Raw genomic sequence first — 17,213 nt, 5'->3', positions numbered from 1 at the left:
CACTGGCGCGTGCGCGCTCATTTCGCTGCCGCGAAGCCTGCTTCCAGGTCGGCGACGATGTCGTCGATTCCCTCGATGCCGACGGCGAGCCGCACCAGGCCCGGCGTGACCCCGGCCGACAGCTGCTCCTCGGGGGTCAGCTGCGAATGGGTCGTCGACGCCGGATGGATCACCAGTGACCGTACGTCACCGATGTTGGCGACATGGGAGTGCAGGGTCAGTGCATCGACGAACCGCTTGCCCGCGTCCACGCCGCCGGCGATCTCGAAGCCGATGATGGCGCCCTGACCCTTGGGTGCCAGCTCCTGTCCGCGCTGGTAGTACGGCGAGGACTCGAGTCCGGCGTAGGCGACCGACTCGACCTGGTCATGGCCCTCGAGGAACTTCGCCACCTTCTGCGCGTTCGCGACATGCCGCTCGACGCGCAGGCTCAGGGTCTCCAGACCCTGAGCGATGAGGAAGGCGTTGAACGGCGAGATCGCGGCGCCCACATCGCGCAGCAGCTGCACGCGCGCCTTCAGGGCGTACGCCGGTGCGCCCAGGTCGGCGAACACGGCGCCGTGGTAGCTGGGGTCCGGAGTGGTGAAGCCCGGGAACAGATCGACGCCGTCGCGCTGGACCCGCCAGTCGAAGGTGCCGCCGTCGACGATCACGCCGCCGATCGCAGTCCCATGTCCGCCAAGGTATTTCGTCGCCGAGTGCACGACCACGTCGGCGCCGTGGGCGAGCGGGTTCAGCAGGTACGGCGTCGCGACGGTGTTGTCGACGATCAACGGCAGCCCGTTGTCGTGGGCCACCTTGGCGACGCCGGCGATGTCGAGGATCTCGTTGTTCGGGTTGGAGATCGTCTCACCGAACAGCGCCCGCGTGTTCGGCTTGATAGCCGCGCGCCAGCTCTCGGGGTCGTCCGGGTTCTCGACGAAGCTGATCTCGATACCCAGCTTGGGCAGCGTGTAGTGGAAGAGGTTGAACGTGCCGCCGTACAACCGGGGGCTCGTCACCAGGTGGCTACCGGCCTCCACCACGTTGAGAATCGCGAACGTGGTCGCCGACTGGCCCGACGCCACCAGCAGTGCGGCGACGCCGCCCTCGAGGGACGCGATGCGCTCCTCGACCGCGTTCTGGGTCGGGTTCATGATCCGGGTGTAGATGTTGCCCGGTTCTGCGAGGCCGAACAGATCGGCTGCGTGCTGTGTATCGCGGAAGGTGTACGACGTGGTCTGGTAGATCGGCAGTGCTCGCGCCGAGGTCTCCGAATCCGGGGACTGACCCACGTGCACCTGCTTGGTCTCGAAGGACCAGTTGGCGGTGGGATCTACTGCGTCGTTGGTGGGTTCAGACATGGCTACCCAAATCTCCTATGAGTCGGCTGGGGCCCGACCGTCGGACCCGCGCTTGCCGCAGATTTTCTGCGACCAGGTCTTCTCCCGGGGCACCCCACCGCGGTAGGAGGGTTGCCGGTCAGCGAGCCGGGACTTCGCGCTGACACTCTTGACCTGTGGTCAAGGATATAGCAACGTCCGATTCAGAAGAACAACGGTTTCGGTCGATCCGAATCTGACTCGGCGCGGCCCCCGGATCCGTGCTTCCCCGCGGAAACGATCTGCCGACGATCCGACGTCCACTCAGTGGTGATGCGAGCGCATGTGATCTGAGCCGGTGGACTAGCCTGAATGCGGTCGGTCTAACAGCGCCCGGGAAATTCCGCGTGCGTAGGCTGTAACCGTACGGACGTTATATTTCCCAAAAGGAGACGCGTAGCGGCATGGGCAAGATCAAGGTTGAGGGCACGGTCGTTGAACTCGATGGCGACGAGATGACCCGGATCATCTGGCAGTTCATCAAAGAGAAGCTGATCCACCCGTATTTGGACATCAACCTTGACTACTACGACCTGGGAATCGAGCACCGCGATGCGACCGATGACCAGGTGACCATCGACTCGGCCCACGCGATCCAGAAGCACGGCGTCGGCGTCAAGTGCGCCACCATCACCCCGGACGAAGCGCGCGTCGAGGAGTTCGGGCTGAAGAAGATGTGGCGTTCGCCGAACGGCACGATCCGAAACATCCTCGGCGGCACCATCTTCCGTGCACCGATCATCATCTCGAATGTCCCGCGACTGGTGCCGGGCTGGACCAAGCCGATCATCGTCGGCCGTCACGCCTTCGGCGACCAGTACCGCGCCACCGACTTCAAGGCGCCCACCGGCGGCACCGTCACCCTGACGTTCACCCCGGACGACGGCTCGGAGCCGATCGAGCACGAGGTCGTCAAGCTGCCGGAGGACGGTGGCGTGGTGATGGGGATGTACAACTTCAACAAGTCCATCGAGGACTTCGCGCGCGCCTCGCTCAACTACGGCCTGCAGCGCAACTACCCGGTGTATCTGTCGACGAAGAACACCATCCTCAAGGCGTATGACGGCCAGTTCAAGGACATCTTCCAGCACGTCTACGAGACCGAGTTCAAGTCCGAGTTCGACGCTGCCGGCATTCATTACGAGCACCGGCTGATCGACGACATGGTCGCCTCCTCGCTTAAGTGGGAGGGTGGCTATGTCTGGGCCTGCAAGAACTACGACGGCGACGTCCAGTCCGACACGGTCGCGCAGGGCTTCGGCTCGCTCGGCCTGATGACGTCGGTGCTGATGACGCCGGACGGCAAGATCTGCGAGGCGGAGGCCGCGCACGGCACCGTCACCCGGCACTACCGCCAGCATCAGCAGGGCAAGCCGACCTCGACCAACCCGATCGCGTCGATCTTCGCGTGGACCCGAGGCCTGGAGCACCGCGGCAAGCTCGACAACACCCCCGAGGTGATCGACTTCAGCCACCAGCTCGAGGACGTCGTCATCAACACCGTCGAGAGCGGCAAGATGACCAAGGACCTCGCCCTGCTCGTCGGCAGCGACCAGGCGTTCCTCACCACCGAAGAATTCCTGAATGCGCTGGACGAGAATCTTCAAGCGGCCCGCCGCTAGCCTCGCCGTCGCGACGCGTCTGCCGGAGGCGGACTTCGTCGCCGACCGCACCGAGTACTCGTTTGCGGTGGCCGCACAGCCCGTTTCGGCGGAATCGCTGGCGGCCGCCGGGAATGTGCTTGTCCGCACCGTGCACGGGGCGCGAATGCGTACGCGGGCAACGGCTTTCCTCGAACTGTCGCGGGTGTTCGACTTTCCGGCGGGTTCCGGCGACAACGCCGACGCGCTGATCGACCTGCTGTCCGACCTGGAGTGGCTCGGCGAGCGTCGTGGTTATCTGACGTATATCGGGGACGCCGCGCAGGTGCTGGCCGACGAGCCCGACCAGCTGGGCGACTGGCTCACCACCATCCGGTACGCGCAGGCGCGCTGGAATGATCCGGACTACACCACCGGCTGGTCGCCGCGGTTCCGCATCGTCGCGGTCGACACGAAGCCGTTGTCGCCGGCCTGGTCGGCGTTGGGTGCGGCTGTCGCACTCGACGGCTAGGCTGCCCGCGTGATCATCACAAACGTCAACGTCAACGGTATTCGCGCCGCGGTCAAACACCGCTCGGAGACGAATCTCGGTTTCCTGCCGTGGCTTTCGGACACCGCCCCCGACTACGTCCTGCTGCAGGAGACCCGGGCCAGCCACGATCAGGTGACCGAGGCGCTGGCGCCGGCGTTGGAGCAGGGCTGGCATCTGTCCCTCGCCGAGGCCGAGAAGAAGGGGCATGCCGGCGTCGCGGTGCTGTCCCGGACCGCGCCTGATGCGGTGCGAATCGGATTCGGCAGCAATGAGTTCGATCACACCGGCCGCTATCTCGAAGCCGACTTCGGCGACCTGACCGTGGCGAGTCTCTACCTGCCCAAGGGTGCGTCAGACGGAGAGAAGCGCGACGAGAAATTCCGGTTCATGGACGAATTCGGTGCGCATATCACGGCTTTGGCGCGGAAGCGCCGCGACGTGGCGATCGGCGGCGACTGGAACATCGCCCCCAACGAGGTCGACCTGAAGGCATGGAAGACCAACAAGCGCAGCCCCGGCTTCCTTCCGGAGGAGCGCGCCTGGGTGGCCGACCTGACCTCGAACGGGCTCCGCGACGTGCATCGCGAGCTGCACGGCGACGAGCCGGGCCCGTACTCGTGGTGGTCGTGGCGCGGCAAGGCATTCGACAACGACTCCGGCTGGCGTATCGACTACCAGCTGGCGAACAAGCGCTTGGCGGCCCGCGCGCAGAGCGCCCAGGTACATCGCGCCGATGCCTACGATCTGCGGTGGTCCGACCACGCGCCGGTCGCGGTGACCTACGCGGACTGACCCCGATCAATTCGGTTGCCGCAGGATGAGAAAATCGATCACGTGAGCAACCAGCCGCCCCGCGTCCTATCCGGAATCCAGCCGACCAGCGATTCGTTCCACCTCGGCAACTACATCGGCGCGCTGCGGCAGTGGGTGAGCCTGCAGGACGATTACGAGGCGCTGTACTTCATCCCGGACCTGCACGCGATCACCGTGCCGCAGGATCCGGCGGAGCTGCGACGGCGCACGCTGCGCGCGGTGGCTCAGCTGATCGCGCTCGGTGTCGATCCGCAGCGGTCGACGATCTACCTGCAGTCGCATGTGCCGGCGAACGCGGAGCTCACCTGGGTGCTCTCGTGCATCACCGGATTCGGCGAAGCCAGCCGGATGACGCAGTTCAAGGACAAGTCGGCCAAGCAGGGCGCCGAGTCGGCGTCGGTCGGGCTGTTCACCTATCCGATCCTGATGGCCGCGGACATCCTGGCCTACCAGGCCGACCGCGTGCCGGTCGGCGAGGACCAGCGCCAGCATCTGGAGCTGACCCGAAACCTGGCGCAGCGATTCAACTCTCGCTACGGCGAGACCTTCGTGGTGCCGGAGCCGCATATCGTCAGCGATGTCGCGAAGATCTACGACCTGCAGGATCCGACGTCGAAGATGAGCAAGTCGGCCGACAGCGAGGCCGGGCTGATCAACCTGCTCGACGACCCGAAGGTGATCGCCAAGCGGGTGAAGTCGGCCGTCACCGACAACGACGGCGTCGTCCGCTTCGACCGCGAGAAGCAGCCGGGCGTCTCGAACCTGCTGACGATCCAGTCGGCGCTGCGCGGCAAGCCGATCGACGAGCTGGTCGCCGACTACGAGGGCAAGCAGTACGGCCATCTCAAGGTCGATACGGCCGAGGTACTCGCCGAATTCGTCGGCCCATTGCGGGCCAAGGTGGATGAACTGATGTCCGACGAGCGGCACCTGGACGAGATCCTGGCTGCCGGTGCGGCGAAGGCACGCGCCATTGCCGGAGCGACGCGTAATGCGGTCTATGAGAAGGTGGGTTTCGTCCCGCTGCCGTAATGAAGGATGACGCATGCGATTGCGCAAGCCGAAAGATCCGTCTCCATTGAAAGATCCCGGCAAACCGTCGTTCTTGGACAGACAGCGGGCGGCGCGACCGTGGCTGGACCACCTGGTGCGCGCGGGCAAGCGTTACCAGGAGAGCAATGCCGACTTCTATGCGGCCGGGACCACCTACTTCAGTATTCTGGCGCTTTTCCCACTGTTGATGGTCGGCTTCGCCGTTGTTGGGTTTGTCCTGGCCTACGACCACCACCTGCTGACTGAACTGCAGAACAAGATCGCGGACTCGGCGCACGGTCAGATGGGTGACGACATCAAGAAGATGGTCGACCAAGCCATCGCTGCTCGAACGACGATCGGCATTATTGGCCTGCTCGGCGGCGCGTACGCGGGTCTCGGCTGGATGGCCAACCTCCGGATGGCACTGACCAGTCAATGGGGCGACGAGCCACCCAAGCAGAGTTTTCTGCGTACCAAGCTGTCGGACACGGTCGCGCTGCTGGGACTGTTCGTAGCGTTGGCGATCACGATCGGCCTGACCGCGCTCGCCGGCAGCAAACTCACCGAACAGCTGGTGTCGGCGCTCGGGCTCGATGGTGTGTGGGGAATGGGCCTGCTACTCCGGATCGTGTCGATTGCGTTGTCTGTCGCCGCGTCCTGGCTGATGTTCACCTGGGTGATCGCCAAATTGCCGCGAGTGTCACTACCGATGCGCAACGCCGCCAAGGCGGGGCTGCTGACGGCCGTCGCCTTCGAGGTCTTCAAATACATCGCGACCTTCTACTTGAAGGCGGTTCTGACCGGGCCCGCAGGAGCCACCTTCGGCCCGATCGTCGGGTTCATGGTCTTCGCTTACTTCACCACGCGCATCATCCTTTTCGCGACGGCGTGGGCATCCACCGATCCGATGAACCGGAAGTTCGAGCCGGCGCCGGTTCCCGACCCGGTCGTCATCGCGCCGCGGATGCCGGCCGAGCCGTCACCGGCCGCGATGCTGGCGCCCGCGGGCGTGGGACTGCTTGCCGGACTGGGTATTTCCCGACTGCTGCGCGGCCTTCGTCGTTAACGCCGGTTGATCCGCCGCGCCGCGCTGACGAGGCCGTAGACGATAGCGAGGCCGATGAGGCCGTAGACGATCTTGCGGCCCCAATGGCTCGACGAGCCGGAGTCCGAGTCGTCGGACTGATCGGCGGGCGCCTGGTGCCCGTTCGACGCCTCCGAGGAGTGCCCGTCCGATGCGGTCGCCAGGCTGCCGACGCCCGCCGATCCGATAGTGGCGAACCCGTAGTCGAGCATGGCGCCGGCCTGATGCCAGTAGTTGTCGTCGGCCTCGTTGAACCCGTACATCAGCGTGACGACGATCCGATGCCCGTCGCGCTCGGCGGCGCCGATATAGGTCTTGCGCGCGTCGTCGGTGTATCCGGTCTTGCCGCCGATCGCGCCCGGATACAGGTTGAGCAGCGCGTTCTCGTTCTGGATCTGCCAGGACGGGTGCCCGACCACGCTGGGCTCGCCGCCCGGTGTCGACACGGTCCAGCCGCCGTTGTTCGGGTCGATCGATGCGGAGGGGCTCGGCGGGGCGCCGTAGCCGGGGAACTGCATGTCGCGCATGGCCGTGATCGCGCGGAAGTCGGTGTTCTGCATAGCGGCACGGAAGATCAGCGCGAGATCATAGGGCGAACTGCTCATCCCGGCGGCATCCAGTCCGGAGGGGGAGGCCGCCCGGGTGTCCTTGGCGCCCAACGCCTTCGCCTCGTCGTTCATCTTCTCCAGCGTCTGCGAGGTGCCGCCGAGCAGCTCGGCCAGTGCGTTGGCGCAGTCGTTGCCGGACACCAGCAGCAGGCCCTCGAGCAGTTGCCGGACCGTGTACCGGCCGCCCGGTCCGATGCCCGCGCGATCGCCCTCCATGTCGGCGTCGGCCTGGGTGCCGGTCACCGTCTTGTCGAGATCGAGGTTCTTCAGGGCGACGAGCGCCAGCAGCGTCTTGATGGTGCTGGCCGGCCGGTAGCGCCCGTGCGGGTCCTTGGCGGCGATCACCTTGCCGGAGTCGAGGTCCGCGATCAGCCAGCCGGCCGCGGTGATGCCGGCCGGGACCGGCGGCGCGCCCGGGGCCGCCACGACGCCGCACGCACCCAGATCCTGGCCGCCGACGGGCGGGGAGGGCACCGGCAGCGGCGTCGGCGTGGTCGAGCCCGGCGCGGCCTGTTCGGAGGTGTCGACCGCGGGCGGCGGTCCGGCCTGGTAGGGGCAGTGGTCGGTGACCGGGGTCGCCGGGGCCGGGGCCGGAGCGATCGGGTCGGCGATCGCCAGCGGCGCCCCGATCGTCAGGAGTGCCGCACCGGCGGCTACACAGAGTGAGTTTTGTGCCCAGCGATTCATCGCGAGCAGACTACCCGGCGACGGTCGCCTCCAGGTCTTCCTCCTCGGCCGCGAGGGCTTCGGCCTCGGCACGCGCGCGGACCGCCGAGATTCCCGGCAGCAGGAAGGCGAACACGGCACACAGCGCGTAGCCGACGATCGGCACCCAGACGCCGACGTTGAAGGCGTGCAAGGCGTGTTGCTGCCCCTCATGCATGAACACATGCTGCTGTGCGGGTGGCAGTTTCGCCAGCTGGGCCAGCTGCGCGTCCGACGGTGGGTTGCCACCGTTGCCGAAGAACATCACGCCGACGATGGCGATGCCGAGCGCGCTGCCGATCTGCTGGAAGGTGCTCATCACGCCGGAGGCGGCGCCCGCGTCCTCGTGGCCGACGGTCGACAATGAGATGTCCAGCAGCGGCACCATCATCGTGGTCAGGCCCATACCGGCGAGCAGCATCGGCCACACGGTGTCCCAGGACGAGTACCCGGCACCGGCCGAGTTGATGTTGTACGCGGTCCACGCCGTGCCGGCCGCCATCATGACGCCGCCGATGGCCGGCAGCATTCGTCCGAGTCTCGGAGCCAGGGGGCCGGCGATGCCGGCGGCGACCATCGCGCCCAGGCTGAACGGTAGGCCGAGCGCGCCCGAGGTGACCGCCTCGAAGCGCAGTGCGCCCTGCACGTACAGCGCCAGGATCAGGAAGAACGCGCCGATCGACGCGGCGAAGCACATGTAGATCAGCAATCCGGCCGTGAAGCCTCGGTTGCTGAACAGCCGCACGGGGATGAGCGCCGCATTCGATTCCCGCTTGGTCTGGTACCAGAAGAAGATGGCCAGGGTCACCGGGCTCAGTGCCATCAGCACGAACGACCATGCGGGCCAGCCCAATTCGCGGCCCTCGACCAACGGATAGACCAGCAGCAGCACGGCACCGATCGCCAGCAGCACGCCGAGCGGGTCGAGCTTGTTGGGTCGATCCTGCTTGGTGTTGGGCACCAGGAAGATCGCCGCGATGGTGATGATGACGCCGACCGGCAGATTGATGTAAAAGATCGAACGCCAGTGGCCGCCAAGCGGATTGCTGGTGATCAGCCAGCCGCCCAGAACCGGGCCGATGACAGCGGCGAGCGCGGTGATCACGCCGATGATGCCGAAGATGGGCGCGCGCTCCTTCGGCTTGTAGAGCGCCTGCACGCTGGCCAGCACCTGCGGCACCATCAGCCCGGCGAATGCGCCCTGGACGAATCGCGCCGCGATCAGCGTCTCGCCGTTCTGTGCCAGCGAGGCGAGCAGCGAGGCGAGGGTGAACCCGGCGATGCCCGCGATGAAGACGCGTTGTCGTCCGAAGCGGTCGCCGAGTCGGCTGGCGGTGATGAGGATGCCGGCGAAGGCGAGAGTGTAGCCGCTCAGGACCCATTGCAGCTCAGCCGAACTGGCGCCCAAGTCTTGTTTGATGTCGACCAGCGCGACGTTCACGATCGTCACATCCATGAGGTCCATGAACATTGCGAAGGTGAGGACGGCGATGGCGAGCCCGCGGTTCTTCATTTTCTTCTGCCCGTCGGTTGTGACATTGCTAGGATGGTTCCAAAGTGGAAACGTTCCGATGTGGAAAGAATAGCGAGGTGATTGTCCGATGTCCAGGGAATTGCAGCAGCCGCCTCGCCTGCAGCATCAGATGCGCACGGTGGTGGCGCTCGCGACGATGCATTCGGACAACGTAGGACGTCGGATCGGCTTGCTGCCCACCGAGGTTCAGATACTCAATCTGCTCAAGCTGCGCGAGTCCGCGATGTCTGTCGCCGACTTGCGTACGATCAGTCGCCTGCCCGCGAGCAGCCTGTCGCGAGCGATCGACCGACTCGTCGCCGGCGGATACGTGCGACGCTGGCAGGACGACACCGACCGCCGGCGGGTGCTGGTCGAGGCCGACCCGGTCAGTGAAGACATGCTCGCGCCGGAGTTCATCGCCATGGCCAGTGCCTTGCAGCGCGCCGTCGACAAATTCGAGGACGCCGAGATCGACGTAGTCGAACGATTTCTCGACGAGCTACGCGCGCAGCTGGAGGGCTCGGACTGGTAGTCGTCGGCGGGCCCGCGTCTTAGGCGTCCAGCTCCGCGAGGAACGCGTCGATCGCCGGCCAGGTCTGCTCGACGGCGGCCGACAGTGCGACCAATCCGAGGTGGCTGGTCTCGACGGTGGCGAAGCGCACGTCGGCGGACTTCAGCGTCGCCACCCCGTTGTGCACGCTCCGGAACGGCGCGATCGCGTCGCGATGGCTGCCGAAGAGCTGGACCGGCAGTGTCAGCGCTGTCAGATCCAGGGTGTGTCCGGCGATCTGCAGGACGCCCTGGGCCAGTTCGTTGCGGAAGATGAAGTGGCCCCACATCTGCGAGACCGCGCGGCCCGGATAGCCCGGGAACGAGTCCTGGAAGCGGTCGATGATCTCCGCCTTCGCCAGCGCCTCGCTGTTGTTCAGGTTCGACAGCAGGAACCAGGGACGTTTGACCTCGCGATCCCACGACGTCGCGCGGTAGACCGTCTGCACGACCGGTGCCGGGATGCCCCCGAGGGCGCGCAGCAGGCCGGTCACGGCATAGCCGTCCGTCGGCTTGCTCAGCTGCCGGGCCTGCGGGTAACCGGGGATCTGCTGGTAGTCCAGCGGAGTGCCGATGCCCGTGATCGAACGGATCGACAGCGCCGGATTGGCCGCCGCGGTCAGCAGGCTGAGCGTGCCGCCGAGGCTCCAGGCGACGAGGTCGACCTGGTCGGCGCCCGAATCGACGAGCACCCGTTCGATCGCCTGCGGGATGATGTCGGCGAAGAAGTCCTCAAGGCCGAGGTGGCGATCGGTGCGCCAGCCGATCTCTCCGTAGTCGACGACGTACGGGGTGCGGCCCTGGTCGACGAGGTGCGCGACCAGCGAGTGATCGGGATCGAGGTCGTAGCAGGTGGCCGACGCGGCGAGCGGCGGCACCAGCAGGACCGGGGGCAGATCGCGATCGCGCGGATCGGTGCTGCCGTAGCGGCGCAGCTGGCGGTGCGGCTCGTCGAAGAGCACGACATGCTCGGTGGGCTGCGGCGGCCAGATGCCCGCGCCGAGGGTGAGGGCATAGAGGTTCTGCGTCGAGGTCTTGAGGGACGGCATGGCAGGCAGTATCCCAACATCGTCGTCGTGACCCAGCACACAGGCACAAAAGAACGCGCTGAGCGCGATGATCTCCGGCGCGGTGGAGATTGCATCGCGCTCAGCGCGAGTTCATGGCGTGCTGCGGACTAGCTGCCCTTCAGCTGATCCAGCCAGCTGCCGATGACGCCGCCGCTGGCGGGGCCGTTGTCAGACGAGCCGAAGCCGTTGGCATCGAGGCTGCCGCTCGCGACCTCACCCGCGTTGGGCGCCCGGACCGTGAAGCACGACGTCAGGTTCGGCAGCTCGTTGCTCGAGCCCACGGTGCCGGCCCAGCCGACGCCGCCACTGGTGATCTGCTGTCCCACGGCGAAGCTGCTCGGCACCTTGTAGGTGAACACCGCCGTCAGCGGGTTGCCCGCGTCGACGAACCAGCCGGCGTTGGAGATCCGCCAGGTGTCCGTGCCGTTGGCGAAGGCGTCGACCGACTCGGTCTGCGCGCCGAGGCCCAGGTGGTAGGCCGTCACCTTGACGGTCGGCTTCGGGAAACCGGCCGGAGCGTGGTCGCTGATGACGCTGATGTACGGGTTGCCCGGGCTGTTCGTGCTGAACTGCACCGTGTAGCTGACCTCGGCGCCGGCGGCGGCCGTGGCCGTCACCGTCTTGCTGTAGGTGTACTTGATGCCGACCGTGCTGATGTCCTGCTTGGTGGCGGAGCTCTGCTGATTGCAGGTGGCGGCCGCGGCGGGCCCGGCGACAGCCGTCGTGGTGACGGCGGCGATGCCGGTGGTGATCAGGCCGGCGACGGCCGCAGCGCCGACGATCCGGCGGTTGGTGGACACAGACATGTGACTCCGATTCGCGATAAGAATGTGAGGTGGGTCGTTTGACCCAAATGCCTGTGAACCGTAACACGACCGTTGTCCAAGGTGTTATAAATTCTCAACATTTTCGGAGAATATTTTTCGAGTTGACGGATTTGGTGTAGGTCGAGCCAAGATGCACATTGCCCCTGTCACGAATACGTGACAGGGGCAATGTGCTCTGGGCTGCAGAGATTCAGCGCGCGAATATCGGCCTCAGCGGGCGAACATCAGGGCGCGCTTGACTTCCTGGATCGCCTGCGTGACCTGGATGCCACGCGGGCAGGCGTCGGTGCAGTTGAACGTGGTGCGGCAGCGCCACACGCCGTCCTTGTCGTTGAGGATGTCCAGCCGCTCGGCGGCACCCTCGTCGCGGCTGTCGAAGATGAACCGGTGCGCGTTGACGATCGCGGCGGGGCCGAAGTAGCTGCCCTCGTTCCAGTACACCGGGCAGCTGGTGGTGCAGCAGGCGCACAGGATGCACTTGGTGGTGTCGTCGAAGCGGGCGCGGTCGGTCTGGCTCTGGATCCGCTCGCCAGTCGGCTCGACGCCGCTGGTCATCAGGAACGGCTTCACCGCGCGATAGGCATCGAAGAACGGCTCCATGTTGACGACGAGGTCCTTCTCCACGGGAAGGCCCTTGATCGGCTCGATGGTGATCGTGAGATCTTTGCCATTCTTGGGGAGTAGATCCTTCATCAGCAGCTTGCAGGCCAGCCGGTTGACACCGTTGATCCGCATCGCGTCCGAGCCGCACACGCCGTGGGCGCAGGAGCGGCGGAAGGTCAGCGTGCCGTCGAGGTAGCCCTTGACGTACAGCAGCAGGTTCAGCAGCCGGTCGGTCGGCAAGGCCGGGACGCGGAAGCTCTCGAAGCCGGCGGCGTCCGGATCCTCCGGGTTGAACCGGTAGATCTTCAGCGTCACCATCGTGGCCTCGGCGGGGACCGGCGGCAACGGCGGCTCGGTGGTGTGGGTATCGGTGGCGGCAGTCATCTCAGTACTTCCGTTCCATCGGCTCGTAGCGGGTCTGCACGACCGGCTTCCAGTCGAGCTTGATATCCGAGATCAGTTCGGTCCCTTGCTTGTACGCCATCGTGTGCTTCATGTAGTCGACGTCGTTGCGCTTGGGGTAGTCCTCGCGCGCGTGGCCGCCGCGCGATTCCTTGCGATTGAGCGCTCCGGCGACCGTGACCTCGGCCATCTCGAGCAGGAAGCCCAGCTCGATGGCCTCGAGCAGGTCGCTGTTGAAGCGCTTGCCCTTGTCGTGGACGCGGATGTGGTCGTAGCGGGCCTTCAGCGCGCGAACGTCGTTGAGCGCGTTGGTCAGCGTCTCCTCGGTGCGGAACACCGAGGCGTTGTTGTCCATCGTCTGCTGCAGCTCGGTGCGGATGTCGGCGACCCGCTCGTTGCCGTGCTCGGAGAGGATGTTCTCCAGCCAGGCGTCGACCATTGCGGTCGGGGCCTCGGGCATCTCGACGAATTCGGTCTCGTTGGCGTACTTCGCGGCGGCGATGCCGGCGCGACGCCCGAAGACGTTGATGTCCAGCAGCGAGTTGGTGCCGAGGCGGTTGGCGCCGTGCACCGACACGCAGGCACACTCGCCGGCGGCGTACAGGCCCTTGACGACCTCGTCGTTGTTGCGCAGCACCTCGCCGTTGATCTTGGTGGGGATACCGCCCATGACGTAGTGGCAGGTCGGGTAGACCGGCACGTACTCGGTCACCGGGTCGACGCCCAGGTAGGTGCGGGCGAACTCGGTGATGTCCGGGAGCTTCTCGTTGAGGACATCCTCGCCGAGGTGCGTCACGTCGATGTAGACGTAGTCCTTATTCGGTCCGGCGCCGCGGCCTTCGAGCACCTCCAGCACCATCGACCGGGCGACGATGTCACGGGGCGCGAGGTCCTTGATGGTGGGGGCGTACCGCTCCATGAAGCGCTCGCCGTCGGCGTTGCGCAGGATGCCGCCCTCGCCACGGACCGCCTCGGAGATGAGGATGCCGAGTCCGGCCAGGCCCGTCGGATGGAACTGGTGGAACTCCATGTCCTCCAACGGAAGTCCCTTGCGGAACACGATGCCCATGCCGTCGCCGGTGAGGGTGTGCGCGTTGGAGGTGGTCTTGTACATCCGGCCGGAACCGCCGGTGGCGAAGATGATCGACTTCGCGTGGAAGACGTGGACCTCGCCGGTGGCCAGCTCGTAGGCGACGACGCCGGTCGCGACCTGCTCGCCGGCCTCGTTCTCGGTCAGGGTGATGTCGAGCGCGTAGTACTCGTTGAAGAACTCCACGTTGTGCTTGACGCAGTTCTGGTACAGCGTCTGCAGGATCATGTGGCCGGTGCGGTCGGCGGCGTAGCAGGCGCGGCGGACCGGGCTCTTGCCGTGATCGCGGGTGTGGCCGCCGAAGCGTCGCTGGTCGATCTTGCCTTCAGGGGTGCGGTTGAACGGCAGGCCCATCTTCTCCAGGTCGAGCACCGCGTCGATGGCCTCCTTGGCCATGATCTCGGCAGCGTCCTGGTCGACGATGTAGTCGCCGCCCTTCACCGTGTCGAAGGTGTGCCACTCCCAGTTGTCCTCTTCGACGTTGGCCAGCGCGGCGCACATGCCGCCCTGCGCTGCGCCGGTGTGACTACGGGTGGGGTACAGCTTGGTCAGGACTGCGGTGCGGGCCTTCGGCGCGGCCTCGATGGCCGCGCGCATCCCGGCGCCACCGGCGCCGATGATGACGACGTCGTAGCGATGTTCCTGCATTGAATCCCTTTACTGAAGTACTGCGAGGACGACTCGCGAACGGGTTATTTCACACTGCTGACGTCGAACGTGAGGATCACGTACGTGCCCAGGCCCATGACCAGGATCATCGACAGCACCAGCAGGGTGTTGAGCCAGAACCGGGTGGAGTCCTTGCGGGAGTAGTCGGCGATCACCGTGCGCACGCCGTTGCCGCCGTGCAGCTGCGCGAGCCACAGCATCAGCAGGTCCCAGCACTGCCAGAACGGTTGCTTCCAGCGGTTGGCGACGAAGCTGGCGTCGATGCGGTGCACGCCGTGGTCCCACGCCAGCATGATGAACATGTGACCGATCGTCAGGACGATCAGCGCGAGGCCCGAGAAGCGCATGAACAGCCAGGCGTTCTTCTCGAAGTTGCCGCCGCGGGGGCGACGGGGCGCGCGCGGATTGTCCAGCGAGGCCGGCCGATCGTGCGATGTCTCAAGCGTTTTCGCGATGCGCGGAGTCTGTGAGGTCGTCATCGATTCATCCCGCCTAGCTGTAGTCGATCATGATCTGGAGCAGGCGGATTGCGGCGCCTGCCATGACGACGATGAAGACGCCGAGCAGGATCCAGAGCATCTGCCGCTGGTACTTGGCGCCCTTCGACCAGAAGTCGACCAGGATGATCCGCAGGCCGTTGCAGGCGTGCAGCAGCACGCAGCCGACCAGCGCGATCTCCATCAGACCGACCAACGGGTTCTTGTACGTCTCGATCACTTTCGAGTACGTGTCCGGATTCACGCGGATGACCGCGGTGTCCAGCACGTGCACGAAGAGGAAGAAGAAAATCGACACACCGGTGATCCGGTGTAGCACCCAGGACCACATACCTGGATCGCCGCGATACAACGAGAGTTTCCGCACCGGCTCTGGCGCAGTTTCAGTAGGAGTACCCACGAGTTGAACCTTAAACCTAAGCTGATTCTCCGAGGAATCACCCTGGTGGAAAAATGGCCCCCACCAGGATCTATTTAGGTTTGCCTTACCAATTCTGACTGTCGGGTAAGGTTTTCCGACGGTCGTCGGCGGCCGACCCGAAGGGAAGTGCAGTGCGCGCGGAAATCGACTGGAATCTGTTGCGGGACAACGCCAAAGGCGCGATGGAGCGTGCCTACAGCCCCTATTCGGGGTTCCCGGTCGGCGCCGCGGCGCTGGTGGGTGACGGGCGCGTGGTGACCGGATGCAATGTGGAAAATGTCTCATATGGTTTGAGCGTTTGCGCCGAGGTGACGTTGGCCGGATCACTGCATCTCAGCGGCGGTGGCCGGCTGATCGCGGTGAGCTGCGTCGACGCCCGCGGCGCGGTGCTGATGCCCTGTGGCCGCTGCCGGCAGGTGCTGCTCGAACACGGCGGTCCGGAACTGCTGGTCGACCACTCCGGCGGTCCGCGCACACTGGCCGAACTGCTGCCGGATTCGTTTGGGCCGCAGGATCTCGACGCCGTCCGCGACGCGGGGCAGCGCTGACCGTGTTCGATGCCGTGTCGGTCATCGCGACCAAGCGCGACGGCGGCGAGTTGTCGGACGCCCAGATCGACTGGGTGGTCGACGCCTATACCCGCGGCGAGGTCGCCGACGAGCAGATGTCCGCGCTTGCGATGGCGATCGTCCTGCGCGGGATGAATCGCCGGGAGATCGCGCGCTGGACGGGGGCGATGATCGCCACCGGCGATCGGCTCAGCTTCCCGATGACGACCGTCGACAAGCATTCCACTGGCGGTGTCGGCGACAAGATCACGTTGCCGCTCGCGCCGCTGGTCGCCTCGTACGGGGTCGCGGTGCCGCAGTTGTCCGGGCGGGGCCTCGGTCACACCGGCGGCACCCTCGACAAGCTGGAGTCGATCTCGGGCTGGCGGGCCGACCTGACCGTGGCCGAGATGGCCCGGCAACTCAAGGAGGTCGGCGCGGTGGTCTGTGCAGCCGGGCCGTCACTGGTGCCGGCCGACCGCAAGCTCTACGCGCTGCGCGACGTGACCGGGACCGTCGAATCGATCCCGCTGCTGGCGACCTCGATCATGAGCAAGAAGCTGGCGGAAGGCACGGGCGCCTTGGTCCTCGACGTGAAGACCGGTTCGGGGGCGTTTCTGACCGACCGCGACGACGCGACGGAGCTGGCCCGCACGATGGTCGAACTCGGCACCGATGCCGGGGTGAAAACCGTTGCCCTGCTGACCGATATGTCGACCCCGCTCGGACTCACCGCGGGCAATGCCCTGGAGGTGGCCGAGTCACTCGAGGTGCTGGCCGGCGGTGGCCCGGCCGATGTCGTCGAACTGACCGTGGCATTGGCCGTCGAGATGCTGGCGCTGGTCGGTAGCACCGGCGTCGATCCCACCGAGCACTTGCGCGGCGGACAGGCGATGGACGTGTGGCGCGCGATGATCACCGCCCAGGGCGGCGACCCGGATGCGTCGCTGCCCGTTGCCGCGCACCGCGAGACGATCACGTCCGACCGGTCGGGCATCGTCGGATCGATCGACGCGCTCGCCGTGGGGCGCGCGGCATGGCAGCTGGGTGCCGGCCGGGCGCGGCAGGGCGATCCGGTGCAGGCGGGTGCCGGCGTGCAACTGCATGCCACCGTGGGTGATTCGGTCGTGGTCGGGGCGCCGCTGTTCACGCTGCACACGGACACGCCGCAGCGTCTCGCCGTGGCGCGCGCGACGCTGGCGGGGGCTGCGGTGATCGGTGCCGAATCCGCCACGCGGTCATTGATTCTCGACCGGCTGCGCTGACCGGTCGGGGTTACGCT

The 17,213-nt window shown here is 66.1% G+C and carries 17 protein-coding genes and 1 riboswitch; of the genes, 8 read left to right on the top strand and 9 right to left on the bottom strand.

Annotated elements, in window-relative coordinates; genetic code table 11:
• Positions 1–17 precede the first annotated feature (17 nt).
• A complete protein-coding gene (locus G341_RS0119085; protein WP_018180778.1) occupies positions 18–1,343 on the bottom strand; it encodes a bifunctional o-acetylhomoserine/o-acetylserine sulfhydrylase in 1,326 nt (441 codons plus the stop codon).
• Positions 1,344–1,386: 43 nt separating this feature from the next.
• Positions 1,387–1,497: riboswitch (SAM riboswitch) on the bottom strand.
• 268 nt (positions 1,498–1,765) lie between these two features.
• Here G341_RS0119085 and G341_RS0119080 point away from each other — a divergent pair.
• The 5 genes from G341_RS0119080 to yhjD are packed head-to-tail and all read left to right on the top strand — an operon-like array spanning position 1,766 to position 6,408.
• Complete coding sequence (locus tag G341_RS0119080) at positions 1,766–2,983, top strand: NADP-dependent isocitrate dehydrogenase (RefSeq protein WP_018180777.1); 1,218 nt, start codon at positions 1,766–1,768, stop codon at positions 2,981–2,983.
• A complete protein-coding gene (locus G341_RS23225) occupies positions 2,946–3,473 on the top strand; it encodes a barstar family protein (protein ID WP_018180776.1) in 528 nt (175 codons plus the stop codon). The genes G341_RS0119080 and G341_RS23225 overlap by 38 nt, the downstream gene beginning before the upstream one ends.
• A gap of 9 nt (positions 3,474–3,482) precedes the next feature.
• Positions 3,483–4,286, top strand: a complete 804-nt coding sequence (locus tag G341_RS0119070) for an exodeoxyribonuclease III (RefSeq protein WP_018180775.1) — start codon at positions 3,483–3,485, stop codon at positions 4,284–4,286.
• Positions 4,287–4,328: 42 nt separating this feature from the next.
• Positions 4,329–5,339: a tryptophan--tRNA ligase gene (gene trpS, locus G341_RS0119065; RefSeq protein ID WP_018180774.1), complete on the top strand. Its 1,011-nt coding sequence runs from the start codon at positions 4,329–4,331 to the stop codon at positions 5,337–5,339.
• 13 nt (positions 5,340–5,352) lie between these two features.
• The gene (yhjD, locus tag G341_RS0119060) at positions 5,353–6,408 is read left to right on the top strand and encodes an inner membrane protein YhjD (RefSeq protein ID WP_018180773.1); all 1,056 of its coding nucleotides are present in this window, start codon (positions 5,353–5,355) and stop codon (positions 6,406–6,408) included.
• Here the strand turns inward: yhjD and G341_RS0119055 are convergent.
• Together G341_RS0119055 and G341_RS0119050 are read right to left on the bottom strand one after the other, a co-directional pair.
• Positions 6,405–7,721 carry a D-alanyl-D-alanine carboxypeptidase family protein gene (locus tag G341_RS0119055; protein WP_018180772.1) on the bottom strand — a complete coding sequence of 439 codons (1,317 nt, stop codon included), beginning with the start codon at positions 7,719–7,721 and terminating at the stop codon, positions 6,405–6,407. The genes yhjD and G341_RS0119055 overlap by 4 nt on opposite strands.
• Before the next feature lie 10 nt (positions 7,722–7,731).
• Positions 7,732–9,252 carry a DHA2 family efflux MFS transporter permease subunit gene (locus tag G341_RS0119050; RefSeq protein ID WP_018180771.1) on the bottom strand — a complete coding sequence of 507 codons (1,521 nt, stop codon included), beginning with the start codon at positions 9,250–9,252 and terminating at the stop codon, positions 7,732–7,734.
• Between the two features lie 88 nt (positions 9,253–9,340).
• Between G341_RS0119050 and G341_RS23220 the strand changes: the two genes are divergently transcribed.
• A complete protein-coding gene (locus tag G341_RS23220) occupies positions 9,341–9,787 on the top strand; it encodes a MarR family winged helix-turn-helix transcriptional regulator (RefSeq protein ID WP_018180770.1) in 447 nt (148 codons plus the stop codon).
• Between the two features lie 19 nt (positions 9,788–9,806).
• Here G341_RS23220 and G341_RS0119040 read toward each other — a convergent pair whose 3' ends face one another.
• The 6 genes from G341_RS0119040 to sdhC all read right to left on the bottom strand — a co-directional run bounded on the left by G341_RS0119040 (position 9,807) and on the right by sdhC (position 15,362).
• On the bottom strand, positions 9,807–10,853 hold the full coding sequence (locus G341_RS0119040; protein ID WP_018180769.1) for an alpha/beta hydrolase: 1,047 nt from the start codon (positions 10,851–10,853) through the stop codon (positions 9,807–9,809).
• A gap of 128 nt (positions 10,854–10,981) precedes the next feature.
• Entirely contained in the window at positions 10,982–11,680 is a 699-nt protein-coding gene (locus tag G341_RS0119035) for a hypothetical protein (protein ID WP_018180768.1), read from the bottom strand.
• Between the two features lie 231 nt (positions 11,681–11,911).
• Positions 11,912–12,688: a succinate dehydrogenase iron-sulfur subunit gene (locus tag G341_RS0119030; protein WP_018180767.1), complete on the bottom strand. Its 777-nt coding sequence runs from the start codon at positions 12,686–12,688 to the stop codon at positions 11,912–11,914.
• Position 12,689: 1 nt separating this feature from the next.
• On the bottom strand, positions 12,690–14,444 hold the full coding sequence (gene sdhA, locus G341_RS0119025; RefSeq protein WP_018180766.1) for a succinate dehydrogenase flavoprotein subunit: 1,755 nt from the start codon (positions 14,442–14,444) through the stop codon (positions 12,690–12,692).
• A gap of 44 nt (positions 14,445–14,488) precedes the next feature.
• Positions 14,489–14,944 carry a succinate dehydrogenase hydrophobic membrane anchor subunit gene (locus tag G341_RS0119020; protein WP_018180765.1) on the bottom strand — a complete coding sequence of 152 codons (456 nt, stop codon included), beginning with the start codon at positions 14,942–14,944 and terminating at the stop codon, positions 14,489–14,491.
• A gap of 13 nt (positions 14,945–14,957) precedes the next feature.
• Positions 14,958–15,362: a succinate dehydrogenase, cytochrome b556 subunit gene (gene sdhC / locus G341_RS0119015; protein ID WP_081622616.1), complete on the bottom strand. Its 405-nt coding sequence runs from the start codon at positions 15,360–15,362 to the stop codon at positions 14,958–14,960.
• Positions 15,363–15,514: 152 nt separating this feature from the next.
• On the opposite strand from sdhC, the gene G341_RS0119010 reads away from it, so the two are divergent.
• Together G341_RS0119010 and G341_RS0119005 are read left to right on the top strand one after the other, a co-directional pair.
• The gene (locus G341_RS0119010; RefSeq protein ID WP_018180763.1) at positions 15,515–15,931 is read left to right on the top strand and encodes a cytidine deaminase; all 417 of its coding nucleotides are present in this window, start codon (positions 15,515–15,517) and stop codon (positions 15,929–15,931) included.
• 2 nt (positions 15,932–15,933) lie between these two features.
• Positions 15,934–17,196 (top strand): thymidine phosphorylase, encoded by a 1,263-nt coding sequence (locus G341_RS0119005; protein ID WP_018180762.1) that lies wholly within the window; start codon positions 15,934–15,936, stop codon positions 17,194–17,196.
• Positions 17,197–17,213 lie beyond the last annotated feature (17 nt).

Source organism: Jongsikchunia kroppenstedtii DSM 45133 (assembly GCF_000380485.1).
Lineage (GTDB): Bacteria > Actinomycetota > Actinomycetes > Mycobacteriales > Mycobacteriaceae > Jongsikchunia > Jongsikchunia kroppenstedtii.
Note: the sequence above shows the minus strand (reverse complement) of the source record. Positions and strands in the feature narration are given on the sequence as shown.